The organism is Cryptosporangium japonicum (assembly GCF_039524755.1).
GTDB lineage: Bacteria > Actinomycetota > Actinomycetes > Mycobacteriales > Cryptosporangiaceae > Cryptosporangium > Cryptosporangium japonicum.
This window is the reverse complement of sequence record NZ_BAAAGX010000020.1, coordinates 24,668-44,488: the sequence shown is the minus strand read 5'-3', so window position 1 is coordinate 44,488 and position 19,821 is coordinate 24,668. Positions and strand designations below refer to the sequence as shown.

The 19,821-nt window shown below is 71.1% G+C and carries 14 protein-coding genes and 1 pseudogene; 12 read left to right on the top strand and 3 right to left on the bottom strand.

Going from position 1 to position 19,821, the window contains the following annotated elements; all coding sequences use genetic code 11:
- The first annotated feature begins 17 nt into the window (after positions 1 to 17).
- Positions 18 to 2,123: a sensor histidine kinase gene (locus ABD437_RS25310; protein WP_344651418.1), complete on the top strand. Its 2,106-nt coding sequence runs from the start codon at positions 18 to 20 to the stop codon at positions 2,121 to 2,123.
- On the opposite strand, the gene ABD437_RS25305 is transcribed toward ABD437_RS25310, so the two are convergent.
- Together ABD437_RS25305 and ABD437_RS25300 are read right to left on the bottom strand one after the other, a co-directional pair.
- A complete protein-coding gene (locus ABD437_RS25305) occupies positions 2,083 to 3,249 on the bottom strand; it encodes a saccharopine dehydrogenase family protein (protein ID WP_344651417.1) in 1,167 nt (388 codons plus the stop codon). The genes ABD437_RS25310 and ABD437_RS25305 overlap by 41 nt on opposite strands.
- Positions 3,250 to 3,372: 123 nt before the next feature.
- Positions 3,373 to 5,073: pseudogene (locus ABD437_RS25300) on the bottom strand (MDR family MFS transporter); the annotation flags it as partial.
- A gap of 159 nt (positions 5,074 to 5,232) precedes the next feature.
- On the opposite strand from ABD437_RS25300, the gene ABD437_RS25295 reads away from it, so the two are divergent.
- The 5 genes from ABD437_RS25295 to ABD437_RS25275 all read left to right on the top strand — a co-directional run bounded on the left by ABD437_RS25295 (position 5,233) and on the right by ABD437_RS25275 (position 11,967).
- The gene (locus ABD437_RS25295) at positions 5,233 to 7,221 is read left to right on the top strand and encodes an MDR family MFS transporter (RefSeq protein ID WP_344651415.1); all 1,989 of its coding nucleotides are present in this window, start codon (positions 5,233 to 5,235) and stop codon (positions 7,219 to 7,221) included.
- Positions 7,222 to 7,386: 165 nt separating this feature from the next.
- A complete protein-coding gene (locus tag ABD437_RS25290; protein ID WP_425558231.1) occupies positions 7,387 to 8,487 on the top strand; it encodes a sugar ABC transporter substrate-binding protein in 1,101 nt (366 codons plus the stop codon).
- A gap of 60 nt (positions 8,488 to 8,547) precedes the next feature.
- Entirely contained in the window at positions 8,548 to 9,330 is a 783-nt protein-coding gene (locus tag ABD437_RS25285; RefSeq protein WP_344651413.1) for an ATP-binding cassette domain-containing protein, read from the top strand.
- A gap of 7 nt (positions 9,331 to 9,337) precedes the next feature.
- Positions 9,338 to 10,789, top strand: a complete 1,452-nt coding sequence (locus tag ABD437_RS25280) for a sugar ABC transporter permease (RefSeq protein ID WP_344651412.1) — start codon at positions 9,338 to 9,340, stop codon at positions 10,787 to 10,789.
- Positions 10,790 to 10,854: 65 nt separating this feature from the next.
- Positions 10,855 to 11,967, top strand: coding sequence for an ROK family transcriptional regulator (locus ABD437_RS25275; protein ID WP_344651411.1), 1,113 nt, complete (start codon positions 10,855 to 10,857; stop codon positions 11,965 to 11,967).
- Positions 11,968 to 12,004: 37 nt separating this feature from the next.
- Here the strand turns inward: ABD437_RS25275 and ABD437_RS25270 are convergent, their stop codons facing one another.
- Positions 12,005 to 12,988 (bottom strand): sugar phosphate isomerase/epimerase family protein, encoded by a 984-nt coding sequence (locus ABD437_RS25270; protein WP_344651410.1) that lies wholly within the window; start codon positions 12,986 to 12,988, stop codon positions 12,005 to 12,007.
- A 171-nt stretch (positions 12,989 to 13,159) separates the two neighbouring features.
- On the opposite strand from ABD437_RS25270, the gene ABD437_RS25265 reads away from it, so the two are divergent.
- From ABD437_RS25265 to ABD437_RS25240, 6 genes are read left to right on the top strand one after another with little or no spacing between them, the layout of a single operon-like run.
- Positions 13,160 to 14,038 (top strand): transketolase, encoded by an 879-nt coding sequence (locus tag ABD437_RS25265; RefSeq protein WP_344651409.1) that lies wholly within the window; start codon positions 13,160 to 13,162, stop codon positions 14,036 to 14,038.
- Positions 14,035 to 14,985, top strand: coding sequence for a transketolase family protein (locus tag ABD437_RS25260; protein WP_344651408.1), 951 nt, complete (start codon positions 14,035 to 14,037; stop codon positions 14,983 to 14,985). Before ABD437_RS25265 ends, ABD437_RS25260 begins: the two co-directional genes overlap by 4 nt.
- The gene (locus ABD437_RS25255) at positions 14,972 to 16,435 is read left to right on the top strand and encodes an FGGY family carbohydrate kinase (RefSeq protein WP_344651407.1); all 1,464 of its coding nucleotides are present in this window, start codon (positions 14,972 to 14,974) and stop codon (positions 16,433 to 16,435) included. Before ABD437_RS25260 ends, ABD437_RS25255 begins: the two co-directional genes overlap by 14 nt.
- Complete coding sequence (locus tag ABD437_RS25250) at positions 16,432 to 17,169, top strand: DUF2291 family protein (RefSeq protein WP_344651406.1); 738 nt, start codon at positions 16,432 to 16,434, stop codon at positions 17,167 to 17,169. Before ABD437_RS25255 ends, ABD437_RS25250 begins: the two co-directional genes overlap by 4 nt.
- Positions 17,166 to 18,698 carry a sugar ABC transporter ATP-binding protein gene (locus ABD437_RS25245; protein WP_344651405.1) on the top strand — a complete coding sequence of 511 codons (1,533 nt, stop codon included), beginning with the start codon at positions 17,166 to 17,168 and terminating at the stop codon, positions 18,696 to 18,698. Before ABD437_RS25250 ends, ABD437_RS25245 begins: the two co-directional genes overlap by 4 nt.
- The gene (locus ABD437_RS25240) at positions 18,695 to 19,798 is read left to right on the top strand and encodes an ABC transporter permease (protein WP_344651404.1); all 1,104 of its coding nucleotides are present in this window, start codon (positions 18,695 to 18,697) and stop codon (positions 19,796 to 19,798) included. The genes ABD437_RS25245 and ABD437_RS25240 overlap by 4 nt, the downstream gene beginning before the upstream one ends.
- Positions 19,799 to 19,821 lie beyond the last annotated feature (23 nt).

Genomic DNA, 19,821 nt, shown 5'->3' with positions numbered 1-19,821 from the left:
TCTTCGTGGTGAAGCGCGTGGCGAAATCCGGGCCGATGGCCCGGATGCGGGACGTCGTGCTGCCGGCCGGCGTGTGGCTGCTGCTCTGCGCGGTCGTGGCGGCGACGTTGTCGTGGGCGCAGCGCTCCAGCCGGGACGACCTGGAACAGCGCTTCGACGTCCGGGTGTCGCTCGGCAGCCAGTTCGTGGCCAGCTACGTGCAGGACCTGCTCTCGCGCGAACGCCAGCAGGCCACCACGTTCCTGGCCGCGGAGACCGTGGACGACGCCGACTTCCGGCGTTCGGTCACCACGTTCGGTTACCCCGCCGCCGTGCTCCTCGACGCGCGCGGTCGCGTGCTCCACGTCGCGCCGCCGAACCCCGCGCTCATCGGCCGGAACCTGCTCCGGCCGGAGTACCCGCACCTGACGACCGCGCTCCGCACCGGCGTGCCCGCGGTGTCGCCGGTCGTACCGTCGGCCAGTGGGCGGCTCGCGGTGACCGCGTTCGCGATGCCGTACGACACCCCGTACGGCCGCCGCGTGTTCTCCGGCGCGGTCGAGGTCGCCCGCAGCCCGCTCTCGGCCTACCTCGCGAAAGCGCTGACGATCCCGGGCAACCGGGTCTACCTGACCGACGGCGCGGGCCGCGTGGTGGCCGCGAACCGGTCGGTCACCGGCCGGAACCAGACGTTGGACACGGCCGAGCCGACGATGGCCGCGATGCTGGCGCGACACCCGGCCGGCCGGGTCTTCGACGGGTACGGGTCCGGCGGCCGACGCTGGACGTTCAGCAGCTACCCGGTCTCGGGCACCGGCTGGCGCCTGGTCGCGACGGTGCCGGACGAGTCGCTCTACGCCCCGCTCTCCGGCGCGACGACCGGGGGACGGGTCGGGCTGGCCACCGCGGCCGCCGTCGGGTTGATCGCGGTGTTCATCTCGGCTCGCGGCTCGCGCAGCCGCCGCGCGCTCCGGCTGAGCGAACAGCGGTTCCGGACCGTCTTCGACCATTCGCTCGCCGGCATGGCGCTCATCGATCCGACCGGCCGCATCAAGCAGGTCAACCGGGCGTTCGGCGCGATGCTCGGGCGGCCGCCGGACGCCCTCGCCGGAGTGTTGTTCGCCGAGGTCACGCACCCGGAGGACGTGCCGGGGACCGAAGCGGCGATGCGCGAGACGCTGGCCGGGGCCACCCCTGGCTTCACCCGGGAGCAGCGCTACCGGCACGCGGACGGGCGGGTCGTGCACGGCGCCACGACCGTGACGCTCCACCGCGACCTGGAGAACGCGCCGGTGCGGTTCACCGCGCAGGTCGTCGACGTCACCGAACGCAAGCGGCTGGAGGAGGAGGAGGCGGCGGCGCGGGCCCAGCTGGCCGAACACGCCGACGAGCTGGAACGGATCAACGGCAACCTGACCGACGCCAGGGACCGGATGGCCGACTTCGTCGCGATGCTCTCGCACGACGTGCGCCAGCCGATCACCGGCATCCTGGGTTACACCGAGACCCTGGCCGACGACTGGGACCAGCTACCCGACCAGCGAAAACAGCAGTACCTGCGGGGGATAGAGGCCGCCGGGCGGCGGCTGAACGGGCTGGTCGAGGACATCCTCACGGTGGCCCAGCTCGACGCCGGCGTGCTCACCCCCAAGGTGGTGCCGGTCGGCCTGCGCGAGGCGTTGCGCGACGCCGTGGTCACGCTGCCGCCGGACCAGGCGCTCGACGTCACGATCTCGGTGCCGGAGGACGTCCGGGTGCGTGCCGACCCCGGACACCTGCAGCAGATCGTCACCAACCTGCTCGGCAACGCGGTGAAGTACGGGGCGCCGCCGTTCGATCTCACCGCGCGCGCGGAGGACGGCACGGTCGAGCTCGCGGTCTGCGACCACGGCGAGGGGGTGCCGGCCGACTTCGTCCCGTACCTGTTCGAGCGGTTCAGCCGGGCCGAGACCGGCGTCGCGACCACCAAACGGGGCACCGGGCTCGGGCTCTACATCGTGCGCACGCTCGCCGAGGCCGGCCGGATCGGGCTCGCCTACCGGCCCAACCGCCCGACCGGCGCGTGTTTCCTGGTGCGCCTGGCCGCCGCGGAGACGGCGTCGGCTACCCGGACCGGGGCCACCGCCGCCGGACGCGGAACGTGATGCCGGCCGCGTCGAGCCGCTCGACCAGCCGGGCGCCCATCGCCGCGGCCGTGGTCACCTGCCCGGCGGTGGCCGGCAGTTCGTCCAGGGCCAGGCAGAGCGTCGACTCGCCGAGCATGATCGCGGTCGACGCGTAACCGGGGTCGAGGTCGCTGTGCACCTCGGTCAGCACGCGCGTGCCGTCCGCGGCCACCCCGCTGAACCGCACCGACATCCAGCCGGCGAGCCGCTGCTCGGCGGTGGGCCCGGAACCGGACGCGAACCGCCCGAGCAGCCGCTCGCGAGCCGGCGCCCACGACGCCGCGGCGGCGATCGCGGCCGTGCCGGCGAGCGCACCGGCCACGTGCACCGGCGACGGCAACGCCAGGTACTGCCCGTAGGTGAAGCCGGGCCCGTACCCCAGCGCGGCCGCCGACCGCCCGACGATCTGCGGGTCGAGCGTCGGCATCGGCAGGGTCCAGAGGCCCACCGGGTGGGTGCGGGGGAGCAGCCGGAGCGGCTCGGCCCCGGGCGCGGGGTCGCGGCGACGGCGCTCCCGGGCCGCCTGCCGGGCCGCGCCGGCGTCGGCGACCGCGCCCACCAGCGAGTGCACGGTGCCCGCCGACGCCCGGCCGGAGACCCGGTAGAAGCTCTCCACCCGTAACGGCACGCCGCCCGGCAGCTGCTGGACGGTGAACCACGTGCCGAGGTCGGCCGGGATCGAGTCGAACCCGCACGCGTGCACGAGGCGGGCGCCGGTCCGCACCGCGGTCGCGTGGTGGCGCAGGTAGGTCTCGTCGACGAAACGCGGCTCACCGGTCAGGTCGGTGTAGTCGGTGCCGGCGGCGGCGCACGCGGCCACCAGCGGGTCGCCGTACTTCACGTACGGCCCGACGGTGCTGGCCACCACCTCGGTCGACTCGGCGAGCCGGCGCAGCGACGCGGCGTCCCCGGCGTCGGCGTGCAGCAGGGGCAGTTCGGCCGCCCGACGACCGAGCCGCCCGCGGACCTCGGCCAGTTTTCCGAGGTCGCGGCCGGCGAGGGCCCAGCGGAGCCCGGCGGGCGCGTGCGCTGCCAGGTACTCCGCGGTCAGGCCACCGGTGAAGCCGGTGGCGCCGTACAGGACCAGGTCGTACGAGCGTGCCATTGACCGAGGCTACCCAGTCTGGTCACGCCCGTACCCACATCACTGGAGCTCGTGCTCCGCCTTGCGTCGAGCGCCGCGCCGGGTGGCCTCGTGCCGCCCGGCCTCGTGCCGCCCGGGGTGCCGGACGCCGCGCCGGGGGAGCGTGCTCACCGGTGCGGGCCGCTCCTCGGGCGCACCGCTCGGCACGTGCGAGGCCGGCTCGTCCGCGACGGTCGCCGCGCCGACCAGCGCGGGCTCCGCGCCGTCCACGGAGGAGGCGGCCGCACCCGAAGCGGCCGCACCCGAAGCGGCCGCACCCGAAGCGGCCGCACCCGCCGCGGACGCCGCCGGGGTGTCGCCGACCGAGCTGCGCAGCGCGACCTCGCGGATGAACAGCACCGCGACGAAGGCCAGCAGCGCGAACGGAGCCGCCACCAGGAAGACGTCGCCGGCCGCGTGGCCGTAGGAGTCCATCACGATCGAGCGGATCGGGGCCGGGAGCGTGGAGAGGTCGGGCAGGCTGCCGTCACCCGAGCCGGCCGAGTTCACGCCGATGGCGCGCAGCCCCGACTCGAGGTAGCCGGTGACCCGGTGCCCGAGCACCGCGCCGAGCGCGGAGACGCCCACCGCACCGCCGAGGCTGCGGAAGAACGCGACAGTGGAGCTCGAGGTGCCCAGCTCGCTGGTCTTCACGGTGTTCTGCACGGCCAGCACCAGGTTCTGCATGGTCATCCCGAGGCCGACACCGATCACGGCCATGAAGATCGCCAGGTGCCAGTACGGGGTGTCGGCCCGGGCGGTGCCCATCAGCCCGAACCCGACCGTGACCAGGAAGGCACCGGCCACCAGGAACCGCTTCCACCGGCCGGTCGCGCTGATGATCTTCCCGGAGATCGTCGAGGAGAGGAACAGCCCGCCGATCATCGGCAGCGTGAGCAGGCCGGACGCGGTCGGCGACTCGCCCCGGGCGATCTGGAAGTACTGGCTGAGGAAGACGCTCGCACCGAACAGCCCGACGCCGACGAAGAGGCTGGCGATGGTGGCGAGCAGGACGGTCCGGTTACGGAACAGCCCGAGCGGGATGATCGGCTCCGAGGCCCGCGACTCCGCCCAGACGAAGAGCGCGCCCAGCAGCAGAGCGCCCGGCACCATCACCGCGGTCTGCCACGACACCCAGTCGAACTGCGAGCCGGCGAGCGACACCCAGATCAGCAGCAGCGACACGGCCGCGGTCACCAGGGTGGCGCCCAGGTAGTCGATCCGGACCCGGCGCTTGACCACCGGCAGGTGCAGCGTCTTCTGCAGGACGAACAGCGCCAGCGCCGCGATCGGAACACCCACGTAGAAGCACCAGCGCCAGCCGAGCCAGTCGGTGTCGACGATGACGCCGCCGATCAGCGGGCCGGACACGGTGGCGACCGCGAAGACCGCGCCGAGGTAACCGGAGTACCGGCCGCGCTCCCGCGGCGAGATCATCGCGGCCATGATCACCTGCGCGAGGGCGGTCAGGCCGCCGACGCCGATGCCCTGGATCGTGCGTGCGGCGATGAGCTCGCCGATGTTCTGCGACAGGCCGGCGATCGCCGAACCCGCGACGTAGATGACCAGCGCGATCTGGACCAGCGTCTTCTTGCTGGTCAGGTCGGCGAGCTTGCCCCAGATCGGGGTGGTGGCGGTGGTGGCCAGCAGCGTGCTGGTGACCACCCAGGTGTAGGCCGACTCACCGCCGTGCAGGTCGGTGAGGATCGTCGGCAGCGCGTTGGTCACGATCGTGGACGACAGGATCGCCACGAACATGCCCAGCAGGAGACCGGTGAGGGCCTCCAGGATCTGACGGTGCGACATCGGCTCCGCAGTCGGTGGCGCTCCAGCGGTAGCAGTCGTCATTCCCAGCCTTCGTTCCGCGATAGGTCTTTGATGCATGCAACTTTATCTCGTCAGTTGCTTGGTGCAACTTTATATCTTGTGATGTGGCTAACTACCTAAAACGGGCATGAAGTACGTATGACGCCGGGGACGCTCTCGCGCACTCAGATGAACCTGGTCTTCACGACGATCCTGCTCGGCATGCTGCTGGCCGCCCTGGACCAGACGATCGTCAGCTCGGCGTTGCCGACGATCGTCGCCGACCTCGGCGGCGCGGGGCACATGGCCTGGGTCGTGACCGCCTACCTGCTCACCGAGGCCGTGTCCGCGGTGCTGGTGGGCAGGTTCGGCGACCTGTTCGGGCGCAAGCTGATCTTCCAGTCCTCCGCGGTCTGCTTCGTGCTCGGCTCCGCGGTGGCCGGCGTCGCGCACTCGATGACGTTGCTGATCGTCGGGCGGGCGATCCAGGGGATCGGTGGCGGCGGGCTGATGGTCACCGCGCAGGCCCTGATCGCCGACGTGATCCCGCTGCGTGACCGCGGCCGCTACCAGGGCGCGCTGGGTGCGGTCTTCGGGCTGACCACCGTCCTCGGCCCCACGCTCGGCGGCCTGTTCGCCGACCACGCGTCCTGGCGCTGGTGCTTCTACGTCAACCTGCCGGTCGCGGTCGTCATGGTCGTCCTGGCCGCGCGCACGATCCCGTCGGTCACGCGGACGACGAAACCGCTCATCGACTACCTCGGCATCGTGCTGGTGACGCTCGGCGTCGTCTCGCTGATCCTGGCGCTGGAGTGGGGCGGCGACGAGTACGCCTGGACCTCGCCGATGATCCTCGGGATGTTCGGCTGCGCGGCCGCGTTCTTCGCGCTCTTCGTCTTCGCCGAGAAGCGGGCCGCCGAGCCGATGCTGCCGCTGCGGCTGTTCGCCAACCCGGTCTTCGCCGTGTGCGGCGTCCTCAGCTTCGTCGTCGGGTTCGCGATGCTCGGCGCGATGACGTTCCTGCCCTCGTACCTGCAGTACGTCGACGGCGTCTCGGCCACCGGCTCGGGCTTCCGCACGCTGCCGCTGATGGCCGGGCTGCTGGTCATGTCGGTGCTCAGCGGCTCGGTGATCAGCCGCACCGGCCGCTACAAGGCGTTCCCGGTCGCCGGCACCGCGGTGATGACGCTCGGGCTGGCGCTGATGTCGACGATGGACCGGGACACCGGCGTCGCGCTGGAGTCGCTGTACATGTTCGTGCTCGGTGCGGGCCTGGGCCTGGCCATGCAGGTGCTGACGATCGCGGTGCAGAACACCGTCGCCTACCGTGACCTCGGCACGGCGACGGCCGGCGTGACGTTCTTCCGCACGGTCGGTGGCGCCGTGGGAACTGCCGTCTTCGGGACACTCTACGCGAACCGGCTCTCCCAGGAGCTGACCACGGCGTTCGGGGTGTCGCCGACCGTTCCGCCGGACACCGTGGCCGACCCGACCGCGCTGCACCGCCTCCCGGCCGTCGACGCCGCCCCGTTCATCGGCGCCTACGCGTCGGCCATCGGGCACGTCTTCGGCTGGGTGGTGCCGATCGCGGTGGTCGGCTTCCTGGTGTCGCTGGTGCTCAAGCAGGTACCGCTGCGGAACACCGCCCGGGCCGGCGCCACCGACGTCGGCGAGGGCTTCGGCACGCCCGACACCGCCGACGCCGACCGGCAGCTCGAACGCACGGTGGCCCAGCTGATCCGCCGGGGCGCGGCCACCGCCGCTCCGGAGGTGCTGGCCGGGTCGGGGACCGCGCTCGAGCCCGGAGAGGCCTGGGTGGTCGGCCAGGTGCAGCTGCGTGCGCGCCGGGGGAGCCCGCCGACGCTGGAGGAGATCGCGGCCGCGCACCGCGTCCCGGCGGACGTGCTGGCGCCGGTGTTCCTGCAGGCGGTCGAGGACGGTCACCTGCGTGCGGACGGCGCCGGGCTGGCGCTCACCGAGCGCGGCGCCGAGGCGTTCGGTCAGGTCGCCGCGGCCTGGCGGCGGTGGCTCGTGGGCCAGCTCGAGGACTGGGACACGACCGATCCCGTCGATCGTGCGCGCCTCGATCGTGCGATCGATACGCTCGCGGATCGGCTACTGGACGAAGAGCAGCTGATACGGACATAATGGTAATAATCGCTCGCAAAACGGTGACGGTTGCACCGTCAGCGCCGTAACGGGTCCGTAACGAGCCTTCCCGTGGAGCCTTTGCAGTCGATAAGTTCCCGGCCACAACAATTGCCGATGTCCTCTGGCGACATCGGCCCTTCAATGGGGAAGGCGGGACACCCTATGCGCATGCGTGCGCTCGGAATGGTCGCTGTCAGCGCCGCGATGGCGCTCGTCCTGGCGGCATGCGGTGGCGACGACTCGTCGTCGTCCGACAACGCGAGCTCCGGCAGCAGCTCGGGGTCGGTCAAGGGCAAGGTCGGGGTCATCCTCCCCGACACCCAGTCGTCCGCTCGCTGGGAGAGCTTCGACAAGCCGCTGCTCACCAAGGCGTTCCAGGAGGCCGGCGTCGACGCCGACATCCAGAACGCGCTCGGCGACAAGAGCAAGTTCGTGTCGATCGCCGACGGCATGATCCAGGAGGGCGTCTCCGTCCTCGCGATCGTGAACCTCGACTCCGCGACCGGCGCCCAGGTTCAGGCCAAGGCCAAGGCCGCGGGCGTGAAGACGATCGACTACGACCGTCTGACCCTCGGCGGCACCGCCGACTACTACGTGTCGTTCGACAACGTGAAGGTCGGCGAGCTGCAGGGCCAGGGCCTGGTCGACGCTCTGACCAAGTCCGGCAAGAAGAACCCGACGTACATCGACCTCAACGGGTCGCCGACCGACAACAACGCCACGCTGTTCAAGCAGGGCTACGACTCGGTGCTCTCGAAGCAGACCGGCTGGAAGAAGGTCGGCGACCAGAGCGTCCCGGACTGGGACAACGCGAAGGCCGTCACGATCTTCGAGCAGCTGCTCACCGCGGCCGGCGGCAAGGTCGACGGCGTTCTGGCCGCCAACGACGGCCTCGGCAACTCGGCCATCACGGTGCTGAAGAAGAACGGCCTGAAGGTCCCGGTGACCGGCCAGGACGCGACCGCCGGCGGTCTGCAGAACATCCTCGCCGGCGACCAGTACATGACGGTCTACAAGCCGATCAAGGACGAGGCCGAAGGCCTGGTCAAGCTCACCGTCTCGCTGCTCAAGGGCGAGAAGGGCGAGACCACCGGCACGGTCGAGGACACGCAGGGCAAGCGTCAGGTTCCGTCGCTGCTGCTCACCCCGAAGGCGATCACCAAGGAGACGGTCAAGGACGTCGTCGCTGACGGCTTCGTGACCAAGGCCGAGCTGTGCACCGGCAAGTACGCCGCCATGTGCACCGAGGCCGGCGTCGCCTGATTCGTTGTTCGCGCCGGCGGGCTCTGCCCGCCGGCGCTTTCTCCTGAAGGAGCCGCAGCGATGGCGGACACCCCCATCCTCGAACTACGCAAGGTCAACAAGAGCTTCGGACCGGTCCAGGTCCTGCACGACATCGACCTCTCGGTCTACCCGGGTCAGGTCACCGCGCTCGTCGGCGACAACGGCGCGGGCAAGTCGACGCTCATCAAGTGCATCGCCGGCATCCACCACGTCGACTCCGGTGAGTTCTTCTTCGGGGGCAACCAGGTCACGCTGGGCAGCCCTCGCGACGCCGCCGCGCTCGGCATCGAGATCGTGTACCAGGACCTCGCGCTCGCTGACAACCTGGACATCGTCCAGAACATGTTCCTCGGGCGGGAGAGCAAGAACCGGCTCCGTCAGCTCGACGAGGGCGCGATGGAGGCCCAGGCGCGCACGGTGCTGTCGAGCCTCTCGGTCCGGACGGTCAAGTCGGTGCGGCAGCCGGTGAGCAGCCTCTCCGGTGGTCAGCGGCAGACGGTCGCGATCGCCAAGGCCGTGCTCTGGAACTCCAAGGTCGTCATCCTCGACGAGCCGACCGCCGCGCTCGGTGTCGCCCAGACCCGGCAGGTGCTCGACCTGGTCCGGCGGCTGGCCGACCGCGGGCTCGGCGTGGTGCTGATCTCGCACAACATGAACGACGTCATCGAGGTCTCCGACCGGATCGACGCCCTCTACCTGGGTCGGATCGCGGCCGAGGTGAAGGCCGCCGACGCCTCCGTCAGCCAGGTCGTGGAGCTGATCACCACCGGCCGGTCCGGCGACCTCGGCCTGTCCCGCGCCACTGCGGACGCGAACCTGTGAGCATCTGATGACTACTGACAACAAGGGTTACAGCGTCGCTTCCGACGCGAGCGTGCTCGAGTCGACGCCGGAGGCCGACGCCGCCGCGTTCGCCTCGGACGCCGGACCACGCAACGTGGTCGACGCCTTCAAGGGTTACGTCGCGAAGGTGCGCGGCGGTGAGGGTGGCGCGCTTCCGGCCATCCTCGGTGCGCTGGTGCTGGTCATCATCTTCGCCAACACCAGCGACGTTTTCCTGAGCAAGGGCAACTTCGCGAACCTGCTCCAGCAGGCCGCGCAGATCTCCGTGCTCGGCATGGGCATGGTCTTCGTCCTGCTGATCGGCGAGATCGACCTGTCGGCCGGTACCGCCGGCGGTGTCTGTGCCGCCAGCCTGGCGCTGGCGTTGAACAACGACGGCGACCTGCAGGCCTCCCTCGGCACCGGCGTGTTCGTCGCGCTGATGCTGATCATGGTCGCGACCGTGGTGCTGGCCGCGCTGTCGAAGCTGTGGATCCCCGCGGTGATCATCGCGCTGGGCATCGTGGTCGCGGTGGCCCACCTCGGCACGACCCAGCTGCTCGCGATGTTCCTCTCGGTCGCCGTCGGCACCTCGATCGGTACCCTGATCGGCTTCCTGGTGGCCCGGGTCGGCATCCCGTCGTTCATCGTCACGCTGGCGCTGTTCCTGGCCTGGCAGGGTGTGCTGCTGAAGTTCATCGGCACCGGCGCGGCCATCCCCACCCGGAACTTCGACCTCGTCGACAAGATCGAGAACGGCTACATGCCGGTCGTCTTCGCCTGGGTGGTCTGGGCGCTCGCGATGCTGGCCTACCTGGGCACCACGGCCTACCGCTCGATCAGCCGTCGCCGGGAAGGCCTGTCGGCCGAACCGCTCGACCTGGTGCTGGTGCGTGCGGGCGCGATCGCGGTCGTCACCGGCATCGCGGTGTTCGTGCTCAACCAGGACCGGTCGCGCACCGTGTTCGCGAAGATCCAGGGCGTGCCGTGGGCCGTGCTGATCGTCGCGATCGTGTTCGTGTTCTGGACCTACATCCTGACCCGGACGCAGTACGGCCGCTTCCTCTACGCGGTCGGCGGCAACCGTCAGGCCGCCCGCCGCGCCGGTATCGACGTGAAGCGGATCCGGATGTCGGCGTTCGTCATCTGCTCGGGCATGGCCGGTCTCGCGGGCATCATCGGGGCGTCCTACCTGGGTGGTGTGCCGTCGGACTTCGGTAAGAACACCGACGTCCTCTACGCGGTCGGTGCCGCGGTCATCGGCGGTACGTCGCTGTTCGGCGGCCGGGGCAAGGTGCGTGACGCGGTCATCGGCGCGATCGTGATCGCGATGATTCCGAACGGTCTGAACCTGATCAAGAACATCAGCTCGGCCTACGTGTTCCTCGTCACCGGGCTGGTGCTGCTGGTCGCGGCCGGTGCGGACGCGCTGTCGCGACGCAGCCCCGCAGAAGACTGATCGTTACCGTGTCCCGTTCCACGGTCGTGAGGCCGGAGGAGATCCGGCGACACAACCTCAGCCAGGTGCTGCGCGAGATTCACCGGTACGGCGAGTTGACCCGGGCGGAGCTCACCACTTCGCTCGGGCTCAACCGCAGCACGATCGGTGACCTGGTCGGCGACCTGGTGCGACGGGGAATGGTGGACGAGCACGTGCCGGGCGGCGGCGACAAGGCCGGCCGCCCGTCGCACGTCGTCGCGCCCCGCCCGGACGGGCCGTACGTGCTGGCCGTCGAGCTCGACGTCGAGCGGATCGTCTCCGCGGCGGTCGGCCTCGGCGGCCGGGTGCACGTGCGCCGGGAGACGACGATCGTGGAGCCGGCGCCCGGTGAGGTCGTCGACCGGATCGCGGCCGACGCACTGGCGCTGGCCGCCGAGATGCCGGCCAGCGCGACGCTGGTCGGCGTCGGGGTGAGCGCGCCCGGCACGGTGCACGTCACCGAAGGGCTGGTCGTGCACGCGCCGAACATCCGGTGGCGGGACGTCCCGCTCGGCCAGGCGCTGGCCGAGCGGCTTCCCGGGCTCGACATCCGGATCGGCAACAACGCCAACCTCGGCGCGCTCGCCGAGCACCAGCGCGGCGCGGCCCGGCAGATGCGTGACGTCGTCTACGTCACCGGGTCGGTGGGTGTCGGTGGCGGCGTGATCGTCGACGGCACGTTACTGCAGGGCTCGAACGGGTACGCCGGCGAGATCGGGCACATCATGCTCGACCCCGACGGCCCGAGCTGCCACTGCGGCAGCAACGGGTGCGTCGAGACGATCATCGGCGAGCACGCGCTGCTGCGCTACGCCGGGGTGACCGACCTCGGGCCGGCCGCCGTGGCCGCGGTGCTGGCCGACGCGGAGCGCGGTTCGCCCCGCGCCGCCGAGGCCGTGGTGCGGGTGGCGACGTCGCTGGGGCGCACGCTGGCGATCCTCATCAACGTCTTCAACCCGGAGGCGGTGGTGGTCGGCGACACGCTCGCCGAGATCCTGCGGATCGAGTGCGCCACGATCGAGCGCGAGCTCGCGCACCGCGCGAAGGCGGAGTCGCGGGCCGTCACGCCCCTCATCACCCCCGCGCTGGGCCGCGACTCGGCGCTCATCGGGGCGTCCGAGTTAGCCTTCCAGCACGTCCTCGCGAGCGCCGTCTGAGGCGTGAACGTCCCCGACGTCCACGCCTCGTCCGGCCCTACTCCGGCAGCGTGCTGAGCAGCGCCCGGCGGATGAGCCGCTGGGCCGCCAGCGCGTCCTGCGCCTGCTGCGCGGCTTTCAGCGCCTCGTGGTCGACCAGGTCGATCGCCCGGTAGATCGCGCGCATCACGTCGATGCCGTCCCGGGCCGCCTGCACCTGGTCCTCGCGGAACGGGAACTGGTCGAGCTGCCAGATCCCCTCCCAGCCGAGCTGACGCAGCGTGTAGAAGAACTCGAACGTCTCGGTCAGGTGCACCGAGCCGACGACCATGTCGTCGTCCCAGCCCCGGAAGTTGTCGTTCACGTCGATCGCGAACAGCCGGCCGCGCGAGATCGCGAGCTGGGCCGCGTCCGCCGGCGACTCCCCGCCGTAGAGCGAGTGGCCGAAGTCGAGCAGGATGCCGACGTTCGGCTGTCCCATCTCCTCGATCGCGAGCAGCGTGCGCGCGACCCCGGAGAACACCATGCGGTTGCGCGGCTCACGGGGCTTGTACTCGATCGCGAACTTCAGGTCGGGGAACGTCGTCGCGAGCTCGCGCACGCCCTCGACCGAGTACTTCCAGATCTCGGCGTAGTCGGCCTGGAACGGGTAGTCCCACCCGTCCTGGCCCGGCCAGAGCTTGATGTAGTCGACGCCCAGCTCGCGCCCCACCTCGGCGCCGGCCGAGATCAGCTCGATCGCCTGGCGCCGCACGGCCGCGTCGGGGTTGGTGAACGCGCCCTTGACGAACGTGCGCGTGTAGATCTCCGGCGTGATCGCGATCGCGCGCAGGTTGTTGCGCTTCAACGCGTCCGCCACATCCGCGACCGGCAGGTCGGCGGGGGCGAACGGGTAGGTCAGGTCGACGACCGAGAGCGACCCGACCTGGCCGGCCCGGTCGATCGCCTCGAGCGTGCTGACCGGGGGACCGTAGCCGTCGGTGGCGTAACGATCGACGTACTGCCCGAAGTGCCAGATTCCGGCACCGAATAACGGCTCCATGTGAATATCCATTCATAGTCGAATGGGAGTTGCGGTCAACGTAGTTTCCGGCGCGTTACCTGTCAATCGTGCCCGACTGCATCGATGCAGTTGAGAGCCGACGCTTGACGAAACGCAAAAGGCGACGCCACTGTGTGCGTATGCAAATTCGAGCCGGAATAGATATTCACTATGTTAGTGGCTGACCCGCCGCTGGCCGCGGAATACCGGGAGCTGCGCTCGAGGCTTGCCGGGCTGAGCGACCAGGAGAAGGCCGTCGAACTGCGGACGATCTCGCTCGCCGTGCGGCGCAGCATCGTCGAGATGATCAGCACCGCGAAGTTGGGCCACATCGGAGGCGACTTCTCCGTCACCGACATCATGGTCACCTGCTTCGCCGGCGTGCTGAACCTCGACCCGGCGCGGCCGCACTGGCCCGACCGCGACCGGTTCGTGCTCTCCAAGGGCCACTGCGCCGCCGCGCTGTACTCCACCCTCGCGTACTGCGGCTTCTTCCCGCGCGCCGAGCTGGCGACGTTCATGGCGCCCCTGTCGGCGCTGAACGGCCACCCCAACCGGGTGAAGGTCCCCGGCGTGGAGACGAACAGCGGCCCGCTCGGCCACGGCTTCCCGGTCGCCACCGGCGCCGCCCTCGCCGCCAAGCTCGACGGCAGGTCGTGGCGGACCGTCGTCGTCCTCGGTGACGGCGAGATGCAGGAAGGCAGCAACTGGGAGGCGGCGATGACCGCCAGCCACTACGAGCTGGCGAACCTCACCGCGATCGTCGACCGCAACCGCCTCCAGCAGGGCGCACGCACCGAGGACACCAAGGCGCTCGAGCCGCTCGGCGACAAGTGGACCAGCTTCGGCTGGGAGCTCCGCGACATCGACGGCCACGACCACGTCGCCATCCTGCAGGCGTTGGAGCCCTCCACGTCCGGCCGGCCGGTCGCGATCGTCGCCAACACGATCAAGGGCAAGGGCGTCTCGTTCATGGAGGACCGGGTCGAGTGGCACCACAAGGTGCCCTCGGCGGAGCAGGTCCGTCTCGCCCTCGAGGAGCTGGTGTGAGCACCGAGGACACCTTCGACTGCCGCCAGGACTTCGCCGACGAGCTGATCAAGCTCGCGTCGTCGGACGAGCGGATCGTCGCGGTCTGCAACGACTCCGTCGGTTCGAGCAACCTCGTCGGGTTCCGCGAGCAGTTCCCCGAGCGCCTGATCAACGTCGGGATCGCCGAGCAGGACCTGGTCGGCGTCGGCGCCGGCCTCGCCAACGGCGGCAAGATCCCGTTCGTCTCCGCCGCCGCGCCGTTCCTCACCGGCCGCGCGCTCGAGCAGATCAAGGCCGACGCCGCCTACAGCAACACCCACGTGATCCTCTGCGGTCAGAGCCCCGGCATGGCCTACGGCGAACTCGGCCCGACGCACCACTCGATCGAGGACCTGTCCTGGATGCGTGCGGTCGCCGACCTGCCGGTCGTGGTGCCCGCCGATCCGGTGCAGACCCGGCAGGCCGTGCGCTGGGCGGTCGAGAACCCCGGCCCGGTGTTCATCCGGATCCCCCGGTTCAAGGTTCCGGTCGTCACGCCGGCCGACGCGCCGTTCGGGCCCGGCCTCTCCAACACGCTCACCGACGGCGACGACGTCACGGTGATCGCGATCGGCACACTGGTGTCGCGGGCGTTACGGGCCGCCGAGCTGCTGCGTGCCGAAGGCATCGGACTCCGGGTGATCAACATGCCGTTCGTCGACCCGTTCGACACCGATGCCGTACTCGCCGCGGCCCGCGAGACCCGGGGCATCGTCACCGCCGAGGAGGCCACGGTCAGCGGTGGCCTCGGCGCCGGCGTCGCGTCGCTGGTCGCCACCGAACACCCGGTCCGGATGCGCATCCTCGGCGTCCCGAACGTGTTCGCGCCCACCGGGAGCGCGTCGTTCCTGCTCGAGCACTTCGGGCTGACCGCCGACGGCATCGCCGCCGCCGCCAGAGAGCTGCTCGGGCATGGCCGGTCCTGACCCGCTGATCCTGGCGATCGACCAGGGCACCAGCGCCACCAAGGCGTTGCTGGTCGACGGCGCCGGCACCGTCGTCGCCGCCGCCTCCGCGCCGCTGGGTGCCTCGCACCCGCGGCCGGGGTGGGTGGAACAGGACGCGCTCGAGGTCTGGGAGAGCGTCCGGTCGGCGGTGGGTTCGTTCGCGCCCGACGTCGTCCGCCGCGTCGTCGCGGTGGGGCTGAGCACGCAGCGCGAGTCGCTCGTGCTGTGGGACCGGGCCACCGGTAAACCTCTCGGCCCGCTGCTGGGCTGGCAGGACCGGCGCACCGCGGGCACGTGCGCCGAGCTCGCCGCGACGGGCGTCGGGCCGATGGTCGAACGGATCAGCGGCTTACCGCTGGACCCGATGTTCTCCGCGCTCAAGGCGCAGTGGCTGCTCGACGAGTACGACCGGGACCGGCGGCGCGCCGCCGCGGGGGAGCTGTGCCTCGGGACGATCGACTCCTGGCTGCTGTTCCGCCTCACCGGCACGCACGTCACCGAGATCAGCAACGCGTCACGCACGCAGCTGCTCGACGTCCGGCGGGGTGCCTGGGACACCCGGCTGCTCGAGCTGTTCGGCGTTCCCGAGGCCGTGCTCGGGCCGGTGACGCCGTCGGACGGGCCGTTCCCGGCGATCCGCGGATTCGACCCGCTGCCGGACGGTGTCCCGGTGCGTGCCGTGCTGGGCGACTCGCACGCGGCGCTCTACGCCCACGAGGGCTGGCGCCCCGGCGTGGTGAAGGCGACCTACGGCACCGGTTCGTCGGTGATGGCCGTGGCGTCCGGCGAGGCCACCCACGGGCTGTGCCTCACGGTGGCCTGGCAGGTCGGCGGGGCCGCGCCGACGCTCGCGCTGGAGGGCAACATCCGCTCCTCGGGCCGGACGCTCACCTGGCTGGCCGATCTGTTCCGGGTCTCTCCGACCGAGCTGCTCGAGTCGGCCGGACCCTCGTCCGACGGCGTGTCGCTGGTGCCGGCGTTCGGCGGGCTCGGTGCCCCCTGGTGGGACGCCGACGCGGTCGCCACGGTGAGCGGGCTGACGCTCGGCACCGGACGCGAGGCGCTGGCCAGGGCCGCGATCGAGTCGGTCGCGTTCCAGGTGGAGGACGTCGTGGCCGTGGTCGAGGCCGCCGGAACCCCGGTGGACACGCTGCTGGCCGACGGTGGGCTCTCCCGCAGCGCCGCCGTGATGCAGGCGCAGGCCGACCTCTCCGGCCGCACCGTGCGGCGGGGCGACGAGGCCGACCTCTCCGCGCTGGGCGTCGCGCGGCTCGCCGCGGCCGGCGCCGGCCTCGGACCCTGGCGGTCCGGAGCGACCGCCGACTTCACCCCGGCCACCACCGGGGCCGAGCGCACCGCCGCCAGGGCGGCCTGGCGCGCCGCCCTGCACCGTTCATCCCACTCTCTCGCCTCGAGGAGGCTTCCGTGACGTCGTCATCGTCGACCGAGTCACCGGCCGAGGCCGGGCCGGAGCCGGCGCCGACCGCGGCACCGCCGCGTCCCGCGGCCCGCCGCCGCACCGTGGCGACCAGGCCGAGCGCCAAGGTCCGGGCCGTCCAGGCGGCCGTGGTCGTCGTCGTGCTCGCCGCGATGGGCCTGGCCACCGAGTGGCGCGACGCCGACGCTCCGGCCACCCGCGCCGCGGCCGAGCAGACGTTCGACCCGGCCGAGTTCGGCGCCGAGACGTTCCCCGAGATCGCCCCGCTGATCGAGCGGAACGCGGTGCCGCTCACCGAGCTCGTGCCCGCGCTCGAGGCCGACCCGGACGCCGCCGGCGAGAAGTACGGCAAGCGCGAGGGCAGCAGCCCCTACAGCTTCCCGGTCACCGCCGAGGGCACCGGCGGCGACCTGAACGGCAGCCTGCTCTCGCTCGTCGTCGAGGGCCTGCCCGCGGACACCCAGATCTGGGTGCAGGTCGGCCCGGCCATCACCGGCACCTCGCTGCGCGACGCCACCGGCACGATCAAGTTCGGCGACTTCCTCAACCAGGTGCAGTACGCCGACGCCGGCACCGCGCTGAACAACGAGGTCCGCACGAAGGTCCTGGCCGGCGTGCAGCCGAACACGCTCAAGGGCACGAAGATCTCGGTCGTCGGCGCGTTCACGTTCCTCACTCCCGAGGTCGTGACGCTGACCCCGGTGAAGTTCGAGGTCACGCCATGACGGTGCTGACCGGGAGCGCGATCACCAAGGTCTTCGGCGGCACCCACGCGCTCAAGGGCGTCGACTTCGCGGCGGCGCCCGGCCGGGTCACCGCGCTGTTCGGCGAGAACGGCGCCGGCAAGTCGACGCTGATGAAGATCCTCGCCGGCATCGAGACGCCCACCACCGGGCACATCGCGGTCGACGGCGAACCGGTCGTGTTCACCAGCGCCCGGCACGCCGCCGACACCGGGATCGTCATCATCCACCAGGAGCTCAGCCTCTGCGCGAACCTGTCGATCGAGGACAACCTGTTCCTCGGCCGGGAACGGGTCACCGCCGCCGGCGCCGTCGACCGCAAGCAGGAGCGGACCGCCGCCGCGGCGATCCTGCGGCGCCTCGAGGAGGAGATCGACCCCCGGACGCTCGTCGGTGACCTGCGCCTGGGTCAGCAGCAGTTGGTGGAGATCGCCCGCGCGCTGCTGCAGGACGCCCGGGTGCTGATCATGGACGAGCCCACCTCGGCACTGAGCGAGCCCGAGGTCGAGGTGCTGTTCCGGATGATCCGCGAACTCACCGCCGACGGCGTCGCGGTCGTCTACATCTCCCACCACCTCGACGAGGCGCTGGAGATCGCCGACGACGTCGTCGTGCTGCGTGACGGTTCGCTCGTCGCCACCGCCGAGGCCGACGACGTCGACCTGGGCTGGATCGTGCGTCAGATGGTCGGGCGCGACCAGGACTCGCTCTTCCCCGACCGGGACACGATCCTCGGTGACGAGCTGCTCACGATCACCGACCTGGTCGTGCCGGACCCGTCGAACTCCGACCGGCTCGCGATCGACGGCGTCACGCTGCGCGTGCGTGCCGGGGAGATCGTCGGCCTGTACGGGCTGATGGGCGCCGGGCGCACCGAGCTGCTCGAGGCGCTCGCCGGCCGCATCCCGATCCAGTCGGGCGAAGTGGCGCTGGCCGGCGAGGTGTTGGCCCGGGAAAGCATCCGGGAGCGGATCGCCCGCGGGTTGATGCTGGTGCCCGAGGACCGCCAGCGCGACGGGCTCGTCCAGACGATGAGCGTGGGGGAGAACCTCTCGCTCGCCGGCCTGCTCGCGTTCGCCCGGCGGGTGTTCCTGAACCGGCGCGACGAGGAGACCGCGGTCAGCCGCACGATCACCGACGTCACGGTGAAGACGAGCAGCCCGAAGTCGCCGATCGGGTCGCTCTCGGGCGGCAACCAGCAGAAGGTCGTGATCGGCAAGGCGCTGCTCACCGACCCCCGGGTACTGCTGCTCGACGAACCCAGCCGCGGCGTCGACGTCGGCGCGAAAGCCGACGTGTTCGCGCTCATGGCCGAGCAGGCGCAGCGCGGCCTGGCCGTGCTGTTCACCACCTCCGAGGCCGAAGAGGCCCTGCACATCCCCGACCGCCTGCTGGTCCTCTCGCGCGGCCGGATCGTCGGGGAGTTCACCCGCGGGGCCCTCACCCGCGAAGACCTGATGGCCGCCTCCGGCGGCAGTATTCCGTCGACGAAGACCGGAGAGGCGTCATGAGTACGGCCACCACCACCCCACCACCCACGGAGGAGCGCCGCGACGCGGCCGCCTCGGCCGCCGCCCGGGCCAACCGCCTGCGCGTGCTGAACGTGGTGTTCGAGGCCCGCGCGTTCATCGCGCTCGCCGTGCTGATCATCGTGTTCACGCTGCTCTCGGACACGTTCCTCACGGTGACGAACGTGATCACGATGACCAAGCACGTCGCGATCAACGGCATCCTCGCGCTCGGCATGCTGCTGGTGATCCTCAAGGGCGGCATCGACCTGTCGGTCGGCTCGATCGTGGGACTGTCCGGTGTGGTCGCCGGTGAGCTGCTCGGCGGCGTGACGCTGTTCGGCGTCGTCGCCTACCCGCCGGTCTGGGTGACGATCCTGGTCGCGATCGCCGTCGGCACACTCGTCGGCGCGGTCAACGGCATCCTGGTGACGCGGTTCAACGTGGCGCCGTTCATCGCCACGCTGGGCATGCTCTACGTGGCTCGCGGTGCGGCGCTGCTGATCTCCGACGGCGAGACCTACCCGAACCTGGGCGGTGACCCGGAGCTCGGCAACACCGGGTTCAACTACCTCGGCGGCGGCAAGATCCTCGGCATCCCGGTCTCGATCTACCTGCTGGCGATCCTCGCGGTCGTGTTCACGGTGCTGATCCGCAAGGCGCCGTTCGGCCGGTGGCTCTACGCGACCGGCGGCAACGAGCGGGCCGCGGAACTCTCCGGCGTGCCGGTGAAACGGGTCAAGGCCCGCGTCTACATGATCTCCGGCGCCTGCGCGGCGCTGGCCGGCCTGATCATCGCGTCCGAACTCACCTCGGCCGCACCGCAGGCCGGTGAGACGTTCGAGCTCAACGCGATCGCGGCCGTCGTCATCGGCGGCGCGGCGCTCTCCGGCGGCCGCGGCAACGTGCGCGGCACGCTGGTCGGCGCGTTCGTCATCGGCTTCCTCGCCGACGGCCTGGTGAACCTGGGCGTCTCGACGTTCTGGCAGATCCTCATCAAGGGCGCGGTGATCGTGCTCGCGGTGATGCTCGACCAGGGCCAGCAGCGCTTCCAGAAGCGCGGTGCCGCAGCGGCCGCCGCGGCCCAAACCTCAGCTTCCTGACTCCCAACCCCCGAGAAACCCTC

Excerpts from the sequence above, each read along its gene's own strand:
- ABD437_RS25280 (WP_344651412.1), top strand. The coding sequence starts at position 9,338 with ATGACTACTGACAACAAGGGTTACAGCGTCGCTTCCGACGCGAGCGTG.
- ABD437_RS25270 (WP_344651410.1), bottom strand. The coding sequence starts at position 12,988 with ATGGAGCCGTTATTCGGTGCCGGAATCTGGCACTTCGGGCAGTACGTC.
- ABD437_RS25305 (WP_344651417.1), bottom strand. The coding sequence starts at position 3,249 with ATGGCACGCTCGTACGACCTGGTCCTGTACGGCGCCACCGGCTTCACC.
- ABD437_RS25240 (WP_344651404.1), top strand. The coding sequence starts at position 18,695 with ATGAGTACGGCCACCACCACCCCACCACCCACGGAGGAGCGCCGCGAC.
- ABD437_RS25295 (WP_344651415.1), top strand. The coding sequence starts at position 5,233 with ATGACGCCGGGGACGCTCTCGCGCACTCAGATGAACCTGGTCTTCACG.
- ABD437_RS25245 (WP_344651405.1), top strand. The coding sequence starts at position 17,166 with ATGACGGTGCTGACCGGGAGCGCGATCACCAAGGTCTTCGGCGGCACC.
- ABD437_RS25265 (WP_344651409.1), top strand. The coding sequence starts at position 13,160 with ATGTTAGTGGCTGACCCGCCGCTGGCCGCGGAATACCGGGAGCTGCGC.
- ABD437_RS25285 (WP_344651413.1), top strand. The coding sequence starts at position 8,548 with ATGGCGGACACCCCCATCCTCGAACTACGCAAGGTCAACAAGAGCTTC.
- ABD437_RS25255 (WP_344651407.1), top strand. The coding sequence starts at position 14,972 with ATGGCCGGTCCTGACCCGCTGATCCTGGCGATCGACCAGGGCACCAGC.
- ABD437_RS25290 (WP_425558231.1), top strand. The coding sequence starts at position 7,387 with ATGCGCATGCGTGCGCTCGGAATGGTCGCTGTCAGCGCCGCGATGGCG.